This window comes from Pseudomonas sp. MM213, assembly GCF_020423045.1.
In the GTDB taxonomy this organism is placed as follows: Bacteria; Pseudomonadota; Gammaproteobacteria; order Pseudomonadales; family Pseudomonadaceae; genus Aquipseudomonas; species Aquipseudomonas migulae.
The window spans coordinates 1,299,490-1,319,558 of sequence record NZ_CP081943.1; the positions used below are offsets into that span (position 1 = coordinate 1,299,490).

The window sequence follows — 20,069 nt, forward strand, 5'->3', positions numbered from 1 at the left end:
TCAGGCTCCCATCACCAGAATCAGCGTTGCGCAAACGCAGGCGTACAACGCACCTTCGAACAAGGCTTCGTGCCAGACGAACCGCAACACACCGAGGCGGCGCAAGGTCCAGTCCAGTAGCAGGAAAATCGGCAAGGCCAGCAACAGCGCCTGCGCGATCGGCGGCAAATAGACGCCGCCTACTTCCAGGTCAATGGGCAAGGATGGGGTCTCCTTCCTGTCCGGCGGGTTGAAACCAGGCGCGGTATCGCTCCAGAAACGACACCACAATCAATAGCGCCACGCGCATCCTGAAGACCGACCACAGGTGTTCATGAACGTCCAGATGCAAGTCGTCCATTTCATCACCCAGGACATGCAGGTTCTCCAGCAACCGTTCAAGGTCGATCCCGACGCGCCCGGCAATCAATCGCCCTGTTTCGCGGACCGCCGCCAGCAAACGGTTCAATTGATCGGTACTGAGCAGCGTGTTGTCTTGCGCCTGTTGCCTGAGCTGATTCAACGCCACGCCCAGTGCCATGCACCCGAGGCTGACTTCAAACAGATCTCTGGAATGCTTGTCACTGATCGCCGGCAACAACCCCAACATCATGGTCAGACGGTCGACCATGCGGCTTTCAAACGCAAATTGTTGCTCGTCGGTGGCCGGGGTCTTCAGCAAAGCGTAGACCTGCTGGCAGTTCTCATTGAACAGCCGACGCATCCGCAAAACGGGTCGGAACGGGAAGATCAGGGCATAGACACTGAGTGCGAGTGCGGTGGCACTAATGTAGGCACCGGCAAACTCGAACCACTGAATCGCGGTGTTTTGCCCGACGCCGACGTTTTGCGGGCCCAGCAACAGCATCGTCGTCAATCCGAGGCCGATGCCGGTGCCCGTGGTTGGCGGGCTCGACAGCCCCACCGCGACGGCATACAGCAACGGAGCGAGCAGCAAGGCCAGCAGCTCGAAGCTATTGATCATCGGAATCAGCAAGAACAGATAGAGCGCCGACACCACCAACGACAGACCCAACCCCCTGGCAAAGCTTTGGCTGGCCAGTAATGGCCGAGGGAAAGTCGCCATCAGCGAACAGAGAATCCCCACCACAATCATCCCGCCCCGAGCCCCGTCCCAACCGGTCTCGATCCAGATGAACCCGGCCACCACCAATGCAGTAAAGGCACGGATTGCGTTCATTGCCGCCAGCGTATAGTCCAGATGCAAAGGATTTTCCTGGCCGCGGAATACGCTACTGGCCGCCCGCTCTTCCTGGATTGCGTCGCTCAGCTCCAGCATCTGCCCCAGTTGCTCCAACATCCGGGCCTGTTCCCAGCGCAGTGCCCAGGCCAGGGAGCGCAACGTGGCAGGCATTGTTTCGGTGAGTTGTTCGGCCTTATAAGCCTGATCATCGAAACGCTGTTGCAGCGCCGCGAAATGGTGCCGCGCCTCGCTCGACAGCGAGCGCCCTTGCAGGGCCAGTTGATCGAGGAAGGCCAGCTCTTCGGCGCGTAAACGCTGGATTTCCTCGGGTAATGCCCCTTGCCAACGCTCGGTCAGCAGTTCTCGCTGGTGACGCAGCGCAGTCAGGCGCGAGGTCAGCAACACGAGCTGATTGCCCAGTAACTGCACGAGACCATTGGCGCTGCGTAACCGTGGCGCGTCGAAATACAAATGCCGGCGCACGCCTTCAAGGGCGCTGATTTCCCCCAACAGTTGCATCTGCCGACGGTGAAAGTCAGCCTCGCTTTCTTCGGTACGAATGACCGCCGCGGCATGGGTTGCCAGCAGCTTGATGACTTGATCGATTTTGGCGAAATAGTCCCGGGCCACGGTTTCCGGGCGCGCGGTGAGCAGGCTGACCACACACACGCAGGCCACCGCCAACAAGGTTTCGGTGACGCGGGTCACGGCCAACAGGAACGTGCCGTCCTGATCAGGTACTGCCAGCAGTGCCACGACCACCGCCGTGTAGCCGCTCAGGACAAATGCCTGGGAACTGGTGTAGCGCAACAAGGTGCCGCCGGCGGTACACAACGCCAGCCACAAGGCCAGGGTCACGATGAAAGGCAACGGCGCCTGGGGGAAGATCGCCATGATCACCACCGCGACGACGGCCCCGAGTGTGGTACCGATGACCTGACCGAAACTGCGGGCCAGGGCCATTCCGCCCAATGGTTGACTGACGATGACCACCGCCATGATCGACCACTTGGGTTGGTCGAGGTCGAACAGGAACGCCAGGTACAGCGTCAACAGCCCGGCCGCAATGGTTCTCAAGGCGAACAACACCACCCCTGGGCCAGGGTTGAGTATTGCCTTGAAGTATTGGAGCAGCGGCTGCATGGGAACGCTCATCGGGTCATCTCCAGCAAGCGTAGTCACTGCTTCGGCGGCTCGACAGGGTTTCAGTGTCGACAGCACTTGTAGGAAAAATACTGACTATTCGCTGCGCAATGGCCTCAGGGTTTGACTCACAGCCCGGCCTGACCGAAGCTGGCAACCTTGCAAAAGCTTGCCTGCTACCGGATTCCTGCATGCCCCAGTCCCGCCGCTACCTGATCATCAGCCTCTGTGTCCTGTTTGCCATCGGCCTTGCGTGGCTGTTGCTGCGCAGCACAACGCCCGTGGTGCCGGAGGCGATCAAGCGCGGCTTCAGCGAAGCGCTGGCCCAGGCGCGGGCCGGGCAACCGGGCGCAGCGCGGGTTTTGTACCAGCAATTGGGGCGCCCTGACATTTCGCCCAAACGCCGCGTCTGGCTGCATGCCGAACTGCCCAATTATCCCAGCCCGCTCGCCCTGAAACTGGCGGACGCAGACCTGCAACACCCGGCGGCCGAAGTGCGCATCGCTGCGATCAAAAGCATCAGCGGTTTAGTCCCCAGCGGGCAGCGCAGCCTGCTGTTGGGCCCGTTGCTCGATGACAGCGAACAAAGCGTGCGGTTTACCGCCGTGAACGCATTGCTTGGGCTCTCGCCGGATGACCTTGGCTTGTACTTTGGGCCGTTGCAGCAGGCGATCGACGCGTGGGAGCAAGTGCTCACGAGTGCGCCCGACAGCGCGGACAACCAGTACCAATTGGCCCGGCTGCATCTGCACAACGGCGAATTCAAGGCGGCGCAACAGGCGCTGGAGAACACGTTGCGCCTTGCACCTGACAATCTGCCTGCACTGGTGATGCAGATCGAGGTGCTGGACAAACAGGGCCAAGGCGAAGCCGCCCGGCTGCTATTGGCCAAACAATTGAAGGCTCAACCCGACTCCGCCTACCTGCAACATGCCCTGGGGCTCTGGCTGCTGCATCACGGGCAGAGTGAGTTCGCCCTGCTCGGCCTGTCCAAAGCCGTGGAGCTGGAACCGGACAACAAGGATTACCGCTACGACCTCGCCACCACGCTGCATGGCGAACAAGAGCTGGAAGCGGCGCAGAAACAGTTGCAGGAAATCGTCCAGCGTCATCCGGCCGACCGCAAGGCACGGGTGTTGTTGATCAACTACTGGAAAGAAAGCGGGCAACTGCAAAACGTGCAAATTCTGTTGGCGCAACTCGAACAGCTCAATCCGGACGATCCCGCCCTGCAGCAAGGGCTTTAAATCATCGCTGATCTTGCGGTCGCCATCGCCAGCAAGCAGGCTCCTACAGGATCGGGGCAACACGACGCAGCATTGTAGGAGCGAGGCTCGCCCGCGAAGAACGATAACGCGCAGTGTCAGAACTTACGCCATCGCCAGCAAGCCGGCTCCTACAGGTCTGGGACAACCTGTCGAGCCATACTCAGGACAGCATGTCCTGCATTATTTCCTGCAACACATCCAGATCAAACGGCTTACCCAGAATCGGCGCCGTGCGCGTGATCGGACTGTCGGTCTCGCGGATTTCCTGCGGGTAGCCGCTGATGAAAATCACCTTGAGCTCCGGTCGCAGTTTCACGGCGGGTTCGGCGATCTGCACGCCGGAGATCCCGCCCGGCAGTCGGAAGTCGGTGATCATCATGTCCAGATGCGGCTTGCTCGCCAGAATCTCGAAGGCCTGCTCGCCGTTTTCGGCCTGCAATACCCGGTAACCCTCACCCGACAGGTAGGCCGACAGCACCATCAGGATGGAGGGGTCATCTTCGACGATCAGTACGACATCTTGTGCATCTTCACTCATGGGTAGCCTTTGTTCGGTCAATAGCTGCTGATACGACCGTGAGGTCGATCAGAGGTTGCGTTTAAATGGCTGTTTTCCTACAGCGGCAGACAAACGCGAAACAAGGCGCCTTCGCCAATCCGGCTCTCGACGGTAATGGTACCGCCATGGGCGGTCACAATCTGTTCTGAAATAAACAACCCCAGGCCCAGCCCGGCGACGGCGTGTTTGGCCGAAACCCGTTCGAACTGCTGGAAAATACGCTTCTGGTTTTCTTCACCAATGCCGATCCCCTGATCGCGTACGTCCACCCGCGCCTGACCGCTCTCACTGTACACCTTCACGGTGATCGGGCTCTTCGCGCCGTATCGCAAGGCGTTGGTCAGCAGGTTGGAAATCACCTGTTCTATGCGAAATTCGTCCCAATTGCCCTCCACCGGATGCTCGGCGTCCAGGGTGACCGAGGATTCGGCGGCATCGATCTGCGGGGCGAAATTTTGTAACAAGTTGCGCACCAGCGCCGACAGATCGAAGCGTGTCGGTCGGATCGACAGCTTGCCAGTGCGAATGCGCGACACATCGAGCATGTCTTCGATCAGGCGAATCAGGCTTTTGATCTGCCGCTCGTCGCGGTCGACCATCGCGTGCATCTTTTCCAGGGTGAACGCTGCGGCGTTGTCGCGCGCCAGGTGCATCTTGCGCAGCTGGGTTTCGAGGATCAGGCCGTTGAGCGGCGTACGCACTTCGTGGGCGACGATGGACATGAAGTCATCGCGCATGCGCACCGCCTGCTCCAGTTCCAGCTGGGTGCTCTGCAACTGTTTAAGCAGCGCTTCCTGCTCGCGGCGGCTCTGCTCCAGCGCTTCGACCTGTTGCTTCATGGCCTTGCTCTGGCGGAACAGATCGACGAACACGTTGACCTTGCTCTTGACCGCGTGGATATCCAGCGGCTTGTGCAGGAAGTCCACGGCGCCGCTTTCGTAGCCCTTGAACGCATAGTTCAGCTCACGGCCGGCGGCGCTGACGAACACAATCGGGATGTTCTTGGTTTTTTCCGTGCCGCGCATCAACTCGGCCAGTTCGAAGCCGTTCATGCCAGGCATCTGCACGTCGAGAATGGCCATGGCGAATTCGTGTTGCAGCAGCAGCGACAAGGCTTCGTCGGCGGACAAGGCTTTGTAGACGATGCGGTCTTCGCGTTTGATCAGCGCTTCGAGCGCCAACAGGTTCTCCGGCAGATCGTCGACAATCAGCAGTTTGGCCTGGATGTTACTTAGCATGCTATTCGTTCCAGCTCGACAAGCAGACGGCCGATGTCGTTGATAGGGAGAACATGGTCTGGCTGGTGAACATCCAGCGCCGCCAGGGGCATGGTCGCGACTTGGGCTTCTTTCGGATCCTGGACGATCGTCAGACCACCTCGCTGTTTGACTTCGGCCAGACCGCTGGCGCCATCGCGGTTGGCGCCGGTCAACAGCACGGCGGCCAGGGCGGGACCGTAGGCATCCGCCGCCGACGAGAACAGAAAGTCGATGGCGGGCCGCGAATAATGCACGCGGTCCTCCAGGCTCAGGGAAAAGCTGCGGTCCTGCTCCACCGACAAGTGATAGCCCGGCGTGGCGAAATACAGCGTGCCCGCTTCAATCAGCGTCTTGTCATGCGCCTCGACAACGCGCATGGCGACTCTTCGGGAAAACACGTCGGCGAGATGGCTGCGACGCTCGTCCGGCAGGTGCAGCACCACGATGATCGGCAGCACGAAGCCTTCGCGCAGAGGGCTGAGGATGCTCAGCAACGCCTCCACGCCACCGGCCGAAGCCCCGATCACGATAGCCTCCACAGAAGGCAATTTCGCTGCACTGTTCATGATTTACGGTAAATCCGTTCTTGTTTGACCAACGGCTCGAACTGGTTGCCGAAGGCCGAAAAATCCGGGGTTTCCTTGCTGCCCAGCACCAGAAAACCGCGATGACAAAGGGATTCGTGGAACAACCCGAACGCCCTGTCCTGAAGTTTTTTATTGAAATAAATCAAAACATTACGGCACGAAATTAACTGAGTTTCTGAAAAGACACTGTCGGTCGCCAGGCTGTGGTCGGCGAAGGTCACGTTCTCACACAAACTCTTGTCGAAAATCGCGTAGCCATACGCCGCCGTGTAGTAGTCGGCGAATGAACGCTGGCCACCTGCCTGCTGGTAGTTATGAGTGTAGGCCCGGACATTCTCCATGGAGAAAATCCCCTGCTTGGCCTTGTCCAGCGAGCGCGGATTGATGTCGGTGGCATAGATGATGGTGCGATCGAGCAAACCTTCCTCGCGCAGCAGAATCGCCATCGAGTACACCTCTTCTCCGGTGCTGCAACCGGCGATCCAGATCTTGATCGAGGGGTAGGTCTTGAGCAGCGGCACCACTTCCTGGCGAATGGCGAGGAAGTGCGAAGGGTCGCGGAACATCTCGCTGACCGGGATCGTCAGCAATTGCAGCAACTGCATGAACGCGGTTGGATCGTGCAGCACCTTTTCCTGCAACGCCGAGATGGTCGCGCACTCGAACTGGCTCAACGCATGCTGGACGCGGCGTTTGATCGATGCGCCGGAATAATCACGAAAGTCGTAGCTGTATTTGAGGTAAATCGCCTCGATCAACAACCGCAATTCGATTTCGCTACTTCGCTCCACTGAATAATTGCGTTCCACTAAATGCGTTCCATCTTCGGTAACCACACGCGAATCAGCGAGAACAGGCGATCCAGGTCGATGGGCTTGGCCAGGTAATCGTTGGAGCCGGCCTGCAGGCAGCGCTCCTGATCGTCCTTCATGGCCTTGGCCGTCACCGCAATGATCGGCAGCTTGCGCCAGCGCGGGTCCTGACGGATCAGGCTCGTCGCCTCGAAACCGTCCATCTCCGGCATCATCACGTCCATCAACACCAGATCGATGTCCTCCACTTCATTCAGTCTTTCAATCGCCTCACGACCGTTCCGGCCGATGACCACGATTGCGCCCTTTTGCTCCAGCGCGCTGGTGAGGGCGAAGATGTTGCGCACATCGTCGTCCACCAACAGCACTTTGCGACCCTCGAAGACCTTGTCGCGGCTGCGCGCGGTCTTGAGCATCGTTTGCCGTTCATGGGACAACCGCGATTCGACTTTGTGCAAAAAGAGTGTGACCTCATCCAGCAGACGCTCCGGCGAGCGTGCACCCTTGATGATGATCGAGCGCGAATACTTGCGCAGTTCGGTCTCTTCGTCGCGTGTGAGGTTGCGCCCGGTGTAGACGATCACCGGCGGGAACGAACAGATGTCCTCGGTGGACATGCGCTTGAGCAGATCATTGCCCAACATGTCCGGCAGTTTCAGGTCGATGATCATGCAGTCGAAAACGGTGGTGCGCAGCAGGTCCAGTGCATCCTGCGCGAGGCCGACCGCAGTGATCTCAATGTCATCGTCGCCGATCAACCGGGCAATGCTGTCGCGCTGCAAGTCGTCGTCTTCCACCAACAGCACGCGCTTGACCTTCTGGGTCAGCTTGGCTTCGAGGCGGGCAAACACGTCCTTGAGCTCTTCACGGGTGGTCGGCTTGACCGCGTAACCGATGGCGCCCATGTGCATCGCCGCTTCGACCCGGTCTTCGACCGAGATCACATGCACCGGGATGTGTCGGGTTTCCGCGTGTTCCTTCAGGCGCTGCAACACGGTCAGGCCAGAGTGGTCCGGCAGGCGCATGTCCAGCAGGATGGCGTCGGGAATGTATTCCTTCGCCAGGTCATAACCTTCGTCGGCGCCGTGGGCCACCAGGCACTGATAACCCAGTTCGTGGGCCAGATCGTAGAGGATGTGCGCGAAGTTCGGCTCATCTTCCACCACCAGAATGCAGCGAGTGGTGAAAGGTGCCTTGCCTCGATCATCGTCGAAACGCGGGATATCGACTTCGGCGATCAGCGGCACCAGGGCAGGCGCCGGTGCTCTCGGCGCCAGCGCAACCGGTGAGGCCTGCATCGGCTCGACCGGCGTCTCGCCCGGTTCAACGTATTGCTGCGGCAAGACCAGGGTGAACACACTGCCCTGCCCCGGTTCGCTGGTGACGCTGATGGAACCGCCAAGCAGTGCCGCCAGATCGCGGGAAATCGACAGGCCCAGCCCGGTGCCGCCGTAACGGCGATTGGTCGTGCCGTCGGCCTGGCGGAACGCTTCGAAAATGCTTTCCTGCTGCTCTTGTGCGATACCGATCCCGGAATCGCGGACGATAAAGGCAATGCCGTCGCCGGGCTGGCTGGCGACGGTCAGGCTGACCGTGCCTTTCTCGGTGAATTTCACCGCGTTGGACAGCAGATTCTTCACCACCTGCTCCAGACGCTGGCGGTCGGTGAAAATCATCATCGGTGCGCCGGGCTGCACATCGACCTGGAAATCCAGCTGCTTGTCCGTCGCCAGTGGCTGGAACATCCCGCGCAAACCGTCCACCAGGCGGGCGACGCTGGTGTTTTCCGGACGCATATCCAGCTTGCCGGCCTCGACCTTGGAGATGTCGAGAATGTCGTTGATCAAGTTCAGCAAATCGTTACCGGCTGAATAGATCGACTCGGCGAATTTGACCTGTTCGGCGCTGAGGTTTTCCTGCGGGTTTTCCGCCAGTAACTTGGCCAGGATCAACGAACTGTTCAGCGGCGTGCGCAATTCGTGGGACATGTTGGCGAGGAATTCGGACTTGTACTTGCTAGAGCGCTGCAACTCTTCTGCGCGCTCTTCGAGCTGGGCCTGGGCCTGATTGAGTTCGGTGTTCTTCAGGTCCATGGCATCGCGTTGCTCGGCCAGAGTCTGGGCCTGTTCGGCAAGCTGTTCGTTGGTCTGCTCCAGTTCGACCTGCTGGGTTTCCAGGTGCGCCTGGGATTCCTTGAGAACCCTCGATTGCTCTTCAAGCTCTTCATTGGCGGTCTTGAGCTCTTCTTGCTGAACTTGCAGTTCTTCGTTGAGTTGCTGGGTTTCGGCCAGCACTTCCTGCAAGCGTTGACGATAGCGCGCGGCCTCGATGGAAGTGCCGATGTTGCCGGCAATCAGTTCGAGCAGTTCGATGTCGCGGTCGTTCAACGGGCGCAGGAAGCCGAGTTCGATGACCCCGTTGACCCGATCGTCATCGCTGGTCGGCACCACCAGCACGCTGTGCGGCAAGCCTTCACCAAGGCCGGAACTGACCTTGAAATAGTTGCTTGGCACGTTGTCGAGGCGTATCAGCTTCGCCTGTTGCGCCACTTGCCCGACAATCCCTTCGTCGCTGTAAATCTGTTGTTCAAGGGCTTCCTGCTCACGGGAAAAACCGTAAGAGGCAATGCGCTTGAGGCCGCCATGCTCCTCACGTACATAAATAGCCGCCACCGCCGTGCCGAGGTATTGCGCGCAAAACTGCAGAATGTTGCGCCCTAGCAGATTGAGCGACAGTTGCCCCAACACTTGCTCGGCCAGCTCGGTCTGGCCGTTGCGCAGCCAGGCTTGCTGTTCCAGTCGATGGGCACTGGCCTGCTGCGCGGCCAGGTTGGCGCTGTAGCTTTGCGAAAGGTTGAGCAGATCCCGACGGCCAATGTAGGCGAGCAACCCGCTGATGCCGACAATGAACAGCAGATAAAGGCTGATGCTCCAGATCGTGCTGCGGCGCACTTCTTCGTTACGCGTGGCGCGTAACTGCTGCTCCATGTCGATCACGTCTTCGAATTGCTTGCGGATTTCATCAGTCAGGCGTTTGCCGCGCCCGGCCTTGATGGCGCTGCGGTAGTCACCGCCCGCATGCTGCAAGTCGATCATGTTCTGCGCGTAAGTCGCCCATTCATCCTGCAGGGCCTGGAGCCGTTGCAGGCGGTCGGTTTGCACCGGGTTGTCCGCCGTCAGTTCGAGCAAGGTCTTGACCGCTACCGCGACTCTCGGCTTGGCGGTTTCGTAGGGTTCAAGAAATCTCTCGTCGCCACTGAGCAGGAAACCGCGCATGCCGGTCTCCAGATCGACGGTCAGCTTGACCGCTTCATTGGCGTTATTGATCACCCGGTCGGTGTGCTGGACCCACTGGATCACCGACAGCAGATAGGTGATCAGCGAGACAAAGAACACCGCGCTGAGCACACCGACACCCAACGGCAGGCTGACGTTGCGGCTCAGGAGTTTACGAAATCGTTGCTCGTCAACCGAAGACGCAGTGGTCATGGGAGGGCCTTGTCGAACTGTTGGAATCCAGGGAGTCTGCCTCAAATCCGCCGCATTGATCCAATTTTCTGACGTGATTGTGCGCGAAATCCTACATTCAACTGCCCCAGCGCAAAGGAGCGGTTATCCTTGTCCACCCTGGTACGGCTATTCTTTTTCCAGCGGGGTCGGGAACTTGTCGGGTTCCGTTACTTACTCATGCTAACGCCCGGCGTTTTTGATCGGACCGGTCACTGCGAACTCAACTGTCGAGAGCCCCATTATGTCCGCTGAACAATCCATCATCCTGGTCGTTGAAGACGACGACATTGTGCGCATGCTGATCGTCGATGTGCTGGAGGAGCTGGAATTCAAGGTACTGGAAGCTGACGGATGCGAGCAGGCGCTGGCATTTCTCAATGATGAAGATCAATACATCGATCTGATGATGACCGACGTCGGTTTGCCGGTCATGGATGGCCGCGAACTGGCCACGCAGGCGCGCATGGTACGCCCGGAACTGCCCGTCCTGTTTGCCAGCGGCTACGCAGAAAATATTGAGGTGCCCGCCGGAATGCATGTGATCGGCAAACCGTTTTCCATTGATCAATTGCGCGACAAGGTCAAAGGCATTCTCGACAATGCCTAGCCTTCGTTGAGCGGGCTGAGGAATCGTCCTCGCTGTGGTTTAATTGCGCCCCGCTTTTATTCCCCTGCCCGCTTCAAGGAATCTCCCCGCATGAGTCTGCCCCGCGCCACCAAAGTCCTGGTTATCGGCTACGTCTGGCCCGAGCCACGCTCTTCCGCGGCCGGTGGGTATGTGATGCAACTGCTCGGGACGTTTCTGCAACAAGGCTGGGACGTGACCTTCAGCAGCCCGGCCGGTGCTGGCGAACATCAGGAAGACCTGACGGCGCTGGGCATTCGTGAAGTGCCGATCGAACTGAACAACAGCAGTTTCGATGTGTTTGTCCGCGAACTGGCGCCGGACATCGTGTTGTTCGAGCAATTCATGATGGAAGAACAGTTCGGCTGGCGTGTCGAAAAGCACTGCCCCGATGCCTTGCGCGTGCTCGGAACGCAAGATTTGCAAAGCCTGCGCCATGCCCGGCATCAACGGCTCAAGGACCGGTTGAAGGCCAGCGACGACGACAATGACTTCAGCGGGCTGTTCGCACCGGCCTTGCGTGAAGAGTTCGAACTGATGGCCGACACCGACCTCGCAAAACGGGAAATCGCTGCGTTGTATCGCTGCGACTTGAACCTGATGATTTCCGAAACGGAAATCGAGTTGCTGGTCGAGCAGTTCAAGGTGCCGCGCAGCCTGCTGCACTGGTGTCCGTTGATGGTCGACCTACCGAGCGCGCCGCCGTCGGGTTTTGAGGAGCGCGCGGACTTTCTCAGTATCGGCAACTTCCGTCACGCGCCCAACTGGGATGCGGTGCTCTGGATGAAAACCACCATTTGGCCACTGATTCGCGAGCAATTGCCCACCGCTCGTTTGCTCATCTACGGGGCCTACACGCCACCCAAGGCGACCGCGCTGCACAATGCGGCGCAAGGTTTCCATGTAATGAACTGGGCAGAAGACGCGTTGCAAGTGATGTCGGCCGCTCGCGTGTGCCTGGCGCCGTTGCGTTTCGGTGCGGGCATCAAGGGCAAAATCGTCGATGCGATGATTTGCGGTACGCCGAATGTCACCACGCCGATCGGTGCCGAAGCGATGTATGGCCAAGGCCCCTGGCCGGGCGCCGTGACCCGCACGGCACGCGAGTTTGCCGATAGCGCAGTGCAACTCTATAAAGACCAGGCCCAATGGTCGAACGCCCAGGCTGTTGGCCTGGAACTGCTGGCCGAACGTTATCAGCTGCACACCCACGGCCCGGCGTTGATTGCAAAACTCGAGTATTGCCAACAGCACCTGTCGACACTAAGACGGGACAACTTTACCGGTAGTATGTTGCGCCACCACCAACATAAAAGCACTCAATACATGGCGCAATGGATTGAAGCGAAAAACCGAACTAAAGATGACACTTGATCGTTAGAATCGTCTCCTCTGACGATTAACCTACTGTGCAAGGACGCACAATGAATAACGATCTAACAGCAACTAATCTTGATTTCCTCTACAACAACCAATCATTTACAACCCATCGCTGGATGACCCAACTTCCAGTCATTGATTCACTCTCGCTTGCGGAACTTGTTTTACCTGGCGCGCATAATGCCGGCGTGGACAAAAAGGCCTCGTATGCGGCGCCGGGCATCAGTCACTGGGCCGCTTGCCAGACCCATACGTTCTACTATCAATTGACCCAAGGCGCCCGCGCGCTCGATGTCAGGCTGGAGTATGAAATCGGTCGCAATGGCGTCGGAACCTTCTGGTGCCAGCACAACGGGTTTCGCTCCTCCCGCTCCCTGGAAGACCTGATCACGAGCGTGATCCGGTTTCTGCAGGAAAACCCCGATGAGTTCATCGTGCTGGATTTTCATCAGTTGAATGCAGGCAACCAGGCCTTTGACCATCGGGAGTTCAACCGCCTGCTGATGACTCATTTGGGTGACCGGATAATTCCCTACAGGAATGCGGGCCTGACACTCGGTCAATTGAAACGGGCCAGTCATGCCCGGCGTGTGCTGGTTGCCGCCGAATATCACCCGAGCTTCGATGCCACCTTGTTTTGTCGCTTCATCCCGCACGAATGGAGCGGAATCGGGACGACCAGCATCAGTGAGCTGAACGCGCATATCACGCAGGTCATGCGATACCCGCCAACCAGCGACATGCCATGGTCGCTCTCCGCCACCAGTTACCATGCCGTGGGCGGCCCGGTGAACATCGGCGAGCAGCTTGATCAATGGTTTGACCCGGCCGTCAGCGAGTGGATTCTGAAGTGCAGCATTATCAATGCGGACTTTTTTGAAACGTCGAATCTGGTCAGCCATTGCCGGATGGCCAATCTGATCAAAGCCAACGCCTGACACCATTAATTTGTGCAGATGTTTCTGTCACTGGCAATGTCGGAGCGCACCTCTATGCTTGAAATCACATATATCCACTTCATCCCACGGATGGGCTGAAGCCACTATCAGGAATGACAATGACCCAATCTTTACAAGGTACGCTCGACAAAAATAAATGGATGAGTAATGTGCCCGACATCGACCGACTGAAGTTGACCGAGTTGATCTGGCCAGGCACTCACAACAGCGGCATGGACAAAAAAGCCCCCAACTATGATGTTGTCATTGGTAACTGGACCACGTGTCAGAACGATTCATTTGCGTGGCAACTGGCCAATGGTGCACGGGCATTTGATATCCGTCTCGGTTACACCGAGGGGCACGATCAATCGATCTTCTACTTTCATCACAATGGCTTTCAGTCTCATCGTGTCCTTGATGAGCTGATCGACGCGACAACCGCGTTCCTTGATCAAAACCCGGACGAGTTCATCGTCTTCGACTTCCACCAAATGGGCGACGGTGCCAAGCGTTTTGACCACAAGAAACTCAATGACCTGCTGGTGAGTCGACTCGGGCACCGAGTCATACCGTCCTATGACGCGTCGAAAACGGTGGGTCAACTCAAACGCATGAGCACCCGCCGCAGGCTGGTGCTGGCAGCGCACGTTGTGCGGGGGCTGGACGATGATTACTTCTGGCCGCGCATCCCGCACAAATGGAGCGGCGAAACCTTCACCGACACGGCGGAACTGGAGCGCCACATTGCCAACGAGCTGCAAGACGCACCGTTCGAGAGCTTTCTCTGGTCGTTGTCGGCCACCAGCTACGGTTTTCTGGGCGGGCCTCAGGACATCAAGAACCAGATCAACGCCTGGTTCAACCCGACCCGGGACTGGGTGACGCGATGCAGCATTGTCAGCACCGACTTTTTCGATGAGTCAGACATCGTGCGTTACTGCTGGAGCGCGTCGAGCATGAAGGCGGTTTATGGCAGCGCCCTGCATCCGTAACCGGGCGCATGACGTCGGTCGACATGCCCTAGGCTGGCAATGTCGGCCGGTAAAGAGGCATGATCAGGGCGCAATAACAATAAAAGCGCCCTGATATGACCCGGACTGCAAGAGTCACCGATCCTTCCTACGAACTGATGGACGACCATAACGGGTTGTCGATCATCTATCGCCAGCACGGTTTCCCCTGCCCCTTGGTGCGCTGGCATTTTCACAAGGAATACGAACTGCACCTGATCGTCGCCAGCTCCGGCAAGGTGTTCATTGGCGACTACATCGGCAACTTCTATCCGGAAACACTCTTCCTCACCGGCCCCAACCTGCCCCACAACTGGATCAGCCAGGTCGCCGAGGACGAAGTGGTGCCCAAGCGGGACATGCTGGTCAACTTCACCGACGAGCTGTTCGAGAGCGGCCACCAGGTGTTTGCCGAACTCAAGACACTGGCGCCCTTGCTGGAGCGCGCGCAGTACGGCATCGAGTTTCGCTGCAAGCACACCATCCGCCAGGCGATGACCTTGATGCAGCGAATCGCCGACACCAAAGGCATGACCCGCCTCGGGCACTTTTTCATTTTGCTGGAGCTGCTCGCAGCCACCGACGACTACCAACTGCTGTCCGGTGCCACAACGCCGCAACTGGCGGATGAACACAATATCGATCGCACCAACCGCGCGGTGGATTACATCTTTGCCCACTACGCCCGTGAACTGCCGCTGGAGGAAGTCGCCGAGCACCTGGGCATGAAGCCGACCTATTTCAGTCGAGTGTTCAAGCAAGCCACCGGGCGCTGCTTCATCGAGTTCGTCAACCGGCTGCGCATCAGCAAATCCTGTGAACTGCTGGCCGACGGTGACAAGCCGGTGACCGATGTGTGCTTCGAGTCGGGCTTCAACAATATCTCCAATTTCAATCGGCGTTTTCAGCAGTTGAAAGGCATGACGCCATCGCATTATCGGCGGTTGGCGGTGCAGCGGTTGACCGAACAGAATCTGGGTTGAAGTCGCGGTAATGTGTTGATTTCCAGATCGCCTTCGCGGGCAAGCCTCGCTCCTACAGGAATTGCGCACCCCCTGTAGGAGCGAGGCTTGCCCGCGAAGGCACCCTAAAACCTGTACAAATTCTATCCCCGCACACCGCTGTGACGCCTGTCCCTGCATCCCCCACCCCTGACAGCAGTGCAAAATAGTATCAATTCAAGTGCGATGGATGATTTGTCTCATCCTCAATTGAAGGCTGTAATCAGCGCACATTCTTCCTGCCCCGGAAGACACAAAAACAATAACTGTCCTTCTGTCCCCACCGGGTGCAGAAAAGGAGTGCACGATGCAACCTTCTGTAAAAGCTCTGCTAGCCCTCACCTGCATGACCCTCAGCAGCGTCAGCCTCGGCGCTCAGACCCTGACCATCGCCACCGTCAACAACAGCGACATGATCCGCATGCAAAAGCTCTCGAAAACCTTCGAAGCCGAGCACCCGGACATCAAGCTCAATTGGGTGGTGCTCGAAGAAAACGTCCTGCGTCAGCGCCTGACCACTGACATCGCCACCCAAGGCGGGCAGTTCGACGTGCTGACCATCGGCATGTACGAAGCTGCACTCTGGGGCGCCAAGGGCTGGCTGGAACCGATGAAGGATTTGCCGGCCACTTATGACCTCGACGACGTGTTCCCTTCGGTGCGTGAAGGCCTGTCAGTCAAGGGTTCGCTGTATGCCTTGCCGTTCTACGCCGAAAGCTCCATCACCTATTACCGCACCGACCTGTTCAAGGACGCCGGGCTGACCATGCCGGAACATCCGACCTGGGAACAGATCGGCGAATTCGCCAGCAAACTCACCAACAAGGATAAAGAGCAGTACGGCATCTGCCTGCGCGGCAAGGCCGGCTGGGGCGAGAACATGGCGCTGATCACCACCGTCGCCAATGCTTATGGCGCGCGCTGGTTCGATGAGAAGTGGCAACCGGAATTCACCGGCCCCGAGTGGAAAAACGCCCTGAATTTCTACGTCGACACCATGAAGAAGTCAGGCCCACCGGGCGCGTCGAGCAACGGTTTCAACGAAAACCTGGCGCTGTTCAACAGCGGTAAATGCGCGATCTGGGTCGATGCCAGCGTCGCCGGCTCGTTCGTCACCGACAAAACCCAGAGCAAGGTCAGCGAGCACGTCGGCTTCACCTACGCGCCGCACCAGACCACCGACAAAGGCTCGGCCTGGCTCTATTCCTGGGCGCTGGCGATTCCGACCAGCTCCAAAGCCAAGGACGCGGCGAAGACCTTCAGTGCCTGGGCAACCTCCAAGGAATACGGCGTACTGGTCGCGGAAAAGGACGGCATTGCCAACGTACCGCCAGGCACGCGTGCCTCGACTTACAGCGAGGCGTACATGAGCGCCGCGCCATTTGCCAAGGTCACGCTCGAGTCGCTGAAAACGGCGGACCCAAGCAAGCCGACGCTCAAGCCTGTGCCTTACATCGGCATTCAGTTGGTGACCATCCCCGAGTTCCAGGGCATTGGCACTCAGGTAGGCAAATCGTTCTCGGCGGCGCTGATCGGTCAGACCACGGTCGACCAGGCCCTGACCGCCGCCCAGCAAACCACAGAGCGTGAGATGAAGCGCGCGGGTTACCCCAAGTAACCCCGCAAAGCCCCCTGTAGGAGCGAGGCTTGCCCGCGAAAGCGTCGGTACATCCGACAAATATCTTTCGCCAGAACCATCGCTTTCGCGGGCAAGTCGGATCGCCGCACCGCTCGCTCCTACAGTTGATCTTCGTTCGCCTATCGCTAATCGGTTTTAACGCCATGAATATTTCAACTGCCAAAGCTCACATGGACATTCCCCAGCCGGTGCGTAAAAGCCGGTTGGCCAACCCCGGCTGGTTTCTGGTCAGCCCCTCGGTGGCCTTGCTGCTGCTGTGGATGATCGTGCCGCTGGGCATGACTGTTTACTTCTCGATGATCCGCTACAACCTGCTCAACCCGGGCGAGAACGAGTTCGTGGGGCTTGAGAACTTCACCTACTTCCTGACGGACTCCGGGTTCATGCCCGGCGCCACCAACACGTTGTTGCTGGTCGGCAGCGTATTGCTGATCAGTGTGGTGCTCGGGGTGTTGATCAGTGCGTTGCTGGAGGCCAGTGATTTTCTCGGTCGCGGCGTCGTGCGGGTGATGTTGATCTCGCCGTTTTTCATCATGCCCACCGTCGGTGCGCTGATCTGGAAGAACCTGATTTTCCACCCGGTGTCGGGGATTCTCGCCTACGTCTGGAAACTGTTCGGCGCGCAACCGGTGGACTGGCTGGCGCACTACCCGCTGCTGTCGATCATCATCATTGTGTCCTGGCAATGGCTGCCCTTCGCGATCCTGATCCTGATGACCGCCATGCAGTCCCTCGACCAGGAACAGAAAGAAGCCGCGCGCCTCGACGGTGCCGGGCCGATTGCGATCTTCTGGCACCTGACCCTGCCGCACCTGGCACGACCGATTGCCGTCGTGGTGATGATCGAAACGATCTTCCTGCTCTCGGTGTTCGCCGAAATCTTCACCACCACCAACGGCGGCCCCGGCTACGCCTCGACCAACCTCGCCTACCTGATCTACAACCAGGCGCTGGTGCAGTTCGACGTCGGCATGGCGTCCGCCGGCGGTTTGATTGCGGTGGTGATCGCCAACATCGCGGCCATTGTGCTGGTGCGCATGATCGGCAAAAACCTGACAGACAAAGCCTGAGGCCCGCGCCATGACCCTTCAACAATCCCGTCGTCTGCAAAGTGTGCTGCTCGGCACACTGGCCTGGGCCATCGCGATCCTGATCTTCTTCCCGATTTTCTGGATGGTGCTGACCAGTTTCAAAACCGAAATCGACGCGTTCGCCACGCCGCCGCAATTCATCTTCACACCGACGCTGGAGAACTACCTGCACATCAACGAGCGCAGCGATTACTTCAGTTTTGCCTGGAACTCGGTGGTGATTTCCTTCAGCGCCACGGCGTTGTGCCTGCTGATCGCGGTGCCGGCGGCCTACTCGATGGCGTTCTACGAAACCCAGCGCACCAAAGGCACGCTGCTGTGGATGCTCTCGACCAAGATGCTGCCGCCGGTGGGCGTGCTGATGCCGATCTACCTGCTGGCCAAGAGCTTTGGCCTGCTCGACACGCGCATCGCGCTGATCGTGATCTACACGCTGATCAACCTGCCCATCGTGGTCTGGATGATTTACACCTACTTCAAGGACATCCCCAAGGACATCCTCGAAGCCGCGCGTCTGGACGGCGCCACGCTGTGGCAGGAAATGGTTCGCGTGTTGTTGCCGATTGCCAAGGGCGGTTTGGCTTCCACAGTGTTGCTGTCGCTGATCCTGTGCTGGAACGAAGCCTTCTGGTCGCTGAACCTGACCTCGTCGAAAGCCGCGCCACTGACCGCGCTGATCGCTTCGTACTCAAGCCCCGAAGGGTTGTTCTGGGCCAAGTTGTCGGCGGTGTCGACCCTGGCCTGCGCGCCGATCCTGATCTTCGGCTGGATCAGCCAGAAACAACTGGTCCGCGGCCTGTCGTTTGGCGCGGTGAAATAATCCGGTAACCGATCCCTGTAGGAGCACGGCTTGCCGGCGAAGGCGTCCGTGAGATCGCTTTCGCCGGCAAGCCTGGCTCCTACGAAAAGCCTGTCCGGTTTAACCCGAATAAAAACAAGCGGAGGCCCATCACCATGGCCAACCTGAAAATCAAGAATCTGCAAAAAGGCTTCGAAGGCTTTTCCATCATCAAAGGCATCGACCTGGAAGTGAACGACAAGGAATTCGTGGTCTTCGTCGGTCCGTCCGGCTGCGGCAAGTCCACCCTGCTGCGCCTGATCGCAGGCCTGGAAGAAGTCAGCGGCGGCAGCATCGAACTCGACGGCCGCGATATCACCGAAGTCAGCCCGGCCAAGCGTGACCTGGCGATGGTGTTCCAGACCTACGCCCTGTACCCGCACATGAGCGTGCGCAAAAACATGTCGTTTGCCCTCGATCTGGCCGGCGTACCGAAAGCCGAAGTCGAGAAGAAAGTCGGCGAGGCGGCGCGCATCCTTGAGCTCGGGCCGATGCTGGAGCGCAAGCCGAAGCAACTGTCGGGCGGCCAGCGTCAACGCGTGGCCATCGGCCGCGCCATCGTGCGCAACCCGAAAATTTTCCTGTTCGACGAACCGCTGTCCAACCTCGACGCGGCGCTGCGCGTGCAGATGCGTCTGGAACTGTTGCGCCTGCACAAAGAACTGCAAGCCACGATGATCTACGTGACCCACGACCAGGTGGAAGCCATGACCATGGCCGACAAAGTCGTCGTGCTCAATGGCGGCAAGATCGAGCAGGTCGGCTCACCGCTGGACCTGTATCACCAGCCAGCCAACCTGTTTGTCGCAGGCTTTCTCGGCACACCGAAGATGGGCTTCCTCAAGGGCAAAGTCACCCGTGTCGACAGCCAAAGCTGCGAAGTGGTGCTCGATGCCGGCACCCGCATCACGTTGCCGCTGAGCGGCGCCAGCCTGAGCGTTGGCGGCGCGGTGACGCTGGGCATTCGCCCGGAACATCTGGAGCTGGCAAAAACCGGCGATTGCACTTTGCAGGTCACCGCCGATGTCAGCGAACGCTTGGGCAGCGACACGTTCTGCCACGTCCGGACCTCCTCCGGTGAAGCCCTGACCATGCGGGTTCGCGGCGATCTGGCCAGCCGTTATGGCGAGGCGCTGAGCCTGCACCTGGACGCCGAACACTGCCATTTATTCGATGCCGACGGCGTGGCACTGACCCGCCCGTTGCGCGCAGCGGCCTGATTTC

Annotated in this window: 17 protein-coding genes; 10 read left to right on the top strand and 7 right to left on the bottom strand. The window is 58.8% G+C overall.

The features are described 5' to 3' along the window. Positions 1–201 (bottom strand): DUF1656 domain-containing protein, encoded by a 201-nt coding sequence (locus tag K5R88_RS05780; RefSeq protein WP_008026537.1) that lies wholly within the window; start codon positions 199–201, stop codon positions 1–3. Continuing rightward, positions 191–2,338: an FUSC family protein gene (locus K5R88_RS05785; protein ID WP_226299414.1), complete on the bottom strand. Its 2,148-nt coding sequence runs from the start codon at positions 2,336–2,338 to the stop codon at positions 191–193. Before K5R88_RS05785 ends, K5R88_RS05780 begins: the two co-directional genes overlap by 11 nt. A 179-nt stretch (positions 2,339–2,517) precedes the next feature. Here K5R88_RS05785 and K5R88_RS05790 point away from each other — a divergent pair, with 179 nt between their 5' ends. Continuing rightward, positions 2,518–3,573, top strand: coding sequence for a tetratricopeptide repeat protein (locus K5R88_RS05790; protein WP_223451559.1), 1,056 nt, complete (start codon positions 2,518–2,520; stop codon positions 3,571–3,573). 181 nt (positions 3,574–3,754) lie between these two features. Here the strand turns inward: K5R88_RS05790 and K5R88_RS05795 are convergent, their stop codons facing one another. The 5 genes from K5R88_RS05795 to K5R88_RS05815 form a co-directional block, all read right to left on the bottom strand. Then, positions 3,755–4,132: a response regulator gene (locus K5R88_RS05795; RefSeq protein ID WP_008026542.1), complete on the bottom strand. Its 378-nt coding sequence runs from the start codon at positions 4,130–4,132 to the stop codon at positions 3,755–3,757. Between the two features lie 77 nt (positions 4,133–4,209). Then, positions 4,210–5,391, bottom strand: coding sequence for a hybrid sensor histidine kinase/response regulator (locus K5R88_RS05800; protein WP_008026544.1), 1,182 nt, complete (start codon positions 5,389–5,391; stop codon positions 4,210–4,212). Beyond that, the gene (locus K5R88_RS05805) at positions 5,385–5,978 is read right to left on the bottom strand and encodes a chemotaxis protein CheB (protein ID WP_008026546.1); all 594 of its coding nucleotides are present in this window, start codon (positions 5,976–5,978) and stop codon (positions 5,385–5,387) included. Before K5R88_RS05805 ends, K5R88_RS05800 begins: the two co-directional genes overlap by 7 nt. Next, a complete protein-coding gene (locus K5R88_RS05810) occupies positions 5,975–6,808 on the bottom strand; it encodes a CheR family methyltransferase (RefSeq protein WP_008044275.1) in 834 nt (277 codons plus the stop codon). The genes K5R88_RS05805 and K5R88_RS05810 overlap by 4 nt, the downstream gene beginning before the upstream one ends. Then, complete coding sequence (locus tag K5R88_RS05815) at positions 6,808–10,299, bottom strand: response regulator (RefSeq protein ID WP_226299415.1); 3,492 nt, start codon at positions 10,297–10,299, stop codon at positions 6,808–6,810. Before K5R88_RS05815 ends, K5R88_RS05810 begins: the two co-directional genes overlap by 1 nt. Positions 10,300–10,561: 262 nt before the next feature. Here K5R88_RS05815 and K5R88_RS05820 point away from each other — a divergent pair, with 262 nt between their 5' ends. From K5R88_RS05820 to K5R88_RS05860, 9 genes are all read left to right on the top strand, one after another. Next, entirely contained in the window at positions 10,562–10,927 is a 366-nt protein-coding gene (locus K5R88_RS05820; RefSeq protein WP_223451563.1) for a response regulator, read from the top strand. A 90-nt stretch (positions 10,928–11,017) separates the two neighbouring features. Further along, complete coding sequence (locus K5R88_RS05825) at positions 11,018–12,319, top strand: glycosyltransferase (protein ID WP_226299416.1); 1,302 nt, start codon at positions 11,018–11,020, stop codon at positions 12,317–12,319. Between the two features lie 50 nt (positions 12,320–12,369). Further along, positions 12,370–13,263: a phospholipase gene (locus K5R88_RS05830; RefSeq protein WP_226299417.1), complete on the top strand. Its 894-nt coding sequence runs from the start codon at positions 12,370–12,372 to the stop codon at positions 13,261–13,263. A gap of 119 nt (positions 13,264–13,382) precedes the next feature. Further along, positions 13,383–14,258, top strand: coding sequence for a phospholipase (locus tag K5R88_RS05835; RefSeq protein ID WP_226299418.1), 876 nt, complete (start codon positions 13,383–13,385; stop codon positions 14,256–14,258). A gap of 95 nt (positions 14,259–14,353) precedes the next feature. Beyond that, complete coding sequence (locus tag K5R88_RS05840; protein ID WP_008026553.1) at positions 14,354–15,259, top strand: AraC family transcriptional regulator; 906 nt, start codon at positions 14,354–14,356, stop codon at positions 15,257–15,259. A 325-nt stretch (positions 15,260–15,584) separates the two neighbouring features. Next, the gene (locus tag K5R88_RS05845; RefSeq protein ID WP_226299419.1) at positions 15,585–16,895 is read left to right on the top strand and encodes an ABC transporter substrate-binding protein; all 1,311 of its coding nucleotides are present in this window, start codon (positions 15,585–15,587) and stop codon (positions 16,893–16,895) included. Positions 16,896–17,059: 164 nt separating this feature from the next. Next, positions 17,060–17,986: a carbohydrate ABC transporter permease gene (locus tag K5R88_RS05850; RefSeq protein ID WP_032828623.1), complete on the top strand. Its 927-nt coding sequence runs from the start codon at positions 17,060–17,062 to the stop codon at positions 17,984–17,986. A 10-nt stretch (positions 17,987–17,996) separates the two neighbouring features. After that, complete coding sequence (locus K5R88_RS05855; protein ID WP_008026557.1) at positions 17,997–18,827, top strand: carbohydrate ABC transporter permease; 831 nt, start codon at positions 17,997–17,999, stop codon at positions 18,825–18,827. Between the two features lie 134 nt (positions 18,828–18,961). Next, entirely contained in the window at positions 18,962–20,065 is a 1,104-nt protein-coding gene (locus tag K5R88_RS05860; RefSeq protein WP_207284362.1) for an ABC transporter ATP-binding protein, read from the top strand. Positions 20,066–20,069: the final 4 nt, after the last annotated feature.

Excerpts from the sequence above, each read along its gene's own strand:
- K5R88_RS05785 (WP_226299414.1), bottom strand. The coding sequence starts at position 2,338 with ATGAGCGTTCCCATGCAGCCGCTGCTCCAATACTTCAAGGCAATACTC.
- K5R88_RS05795 (WP_008026542.1), bottom strand. The coding sequence starts at position 4,132 with ATGAGTGAAGATGCACAAGATGTCGTACTGATCGTCGAAGATGACCCC.
- K5R88_RS05840 (WP_008026553.1), top strand. The coding sequence starts at position 14,354 with ATGACCCGGACTGCAAGAGTCACCGATCCTTCCTACGAACTGATGGAC.
- K5R88_RS05850 (WP_032828623.1), top strand. The coding sequence starts at position 17,060 with ATGAATATTTCAACTGCCAAAGCTCACATGGACATTCCCCAGCCGGTG.
- K5R88_RS05815 (WP_226299415.1), bottom strand. The coding sequence starts at position 10,299 with ATGACCACTGCGTCTTCGGTTGACGAGCAACGATTTCGTAAACTCCTG.
- K5R88_RS05805 (WP_008026546.1), bottom strand. The coding sequence starts at position 5,978 with ATGAACAGTGCAGCGAAATTGCCTTCTGTGGAGGCTATCGTGATCGGG.
- K5R88_RS05830 (WP_226299417.1), top strand. The coding sequence starts at position 12,370 with ATGAATAACGATCTAACAGCAACTAATCTTGATTTCCTCTACAACAAC.
- K5R88_RS05860 (WP_207284362.1), top strand. The coding sequence starts at position 18,962 with ATGGCCAACCTGAAAATCAAGAATCTGCAAAAAGGCTTCGAAGGCTTT.
- K5R88_RS05800 (WP_008026544.1), bottom strand. The coding sequence starts at position 5,391 with ATGCTAAGTAACATCCAGGCCAAACTGCTGATTGTCGACGATCTGCCG.
- K5R88_RS05790 (WP_223451559.1), top strand. The coding sequence starts at position 2,518 with ATGCCCCAGTCCCGCCGCTACCTGATCATCAGCCTCTGTGTCCTGTTT.
- K5R88_RS05825 (WP_226299416.1), top strand. The coding sequence starts at position 11,018 with ATGAGTCTGCCCCGCGCCACCAAAGTCCTGGTTATCGGCTACGTCTGG.
- K5R88_RS05820 (WP_223451563.1), top strand. The coding sequence starts at position 10,562 with ATGTCCGCTGAACAATCCATCATCCTGGTCGTTGAAGACGACGACATT.
- K5R88_RS05845 (WP_226299419.1), top strand. The coding sequence starts at position 15,585 with ATGCAACCTTCTGTAAAAGCTCTGCTAGCCCTCACCTGCATGACCCTC.
- K5R88_RS05835 (WP_226299418.1), top strand. The coding sequence starts at position 13,383 with ATGACCCAATCTTTACAAGGTACGCTCGACAAAAATAAATGGATGAGT.
- K5R88_RS05855 (WP_008026557.1), top strand. The coding sequence starts at position 17,997 with ATGACCCTTCAACAATCCCGTCGTCTGCAAAGTGTGCTGCTCGGCACA.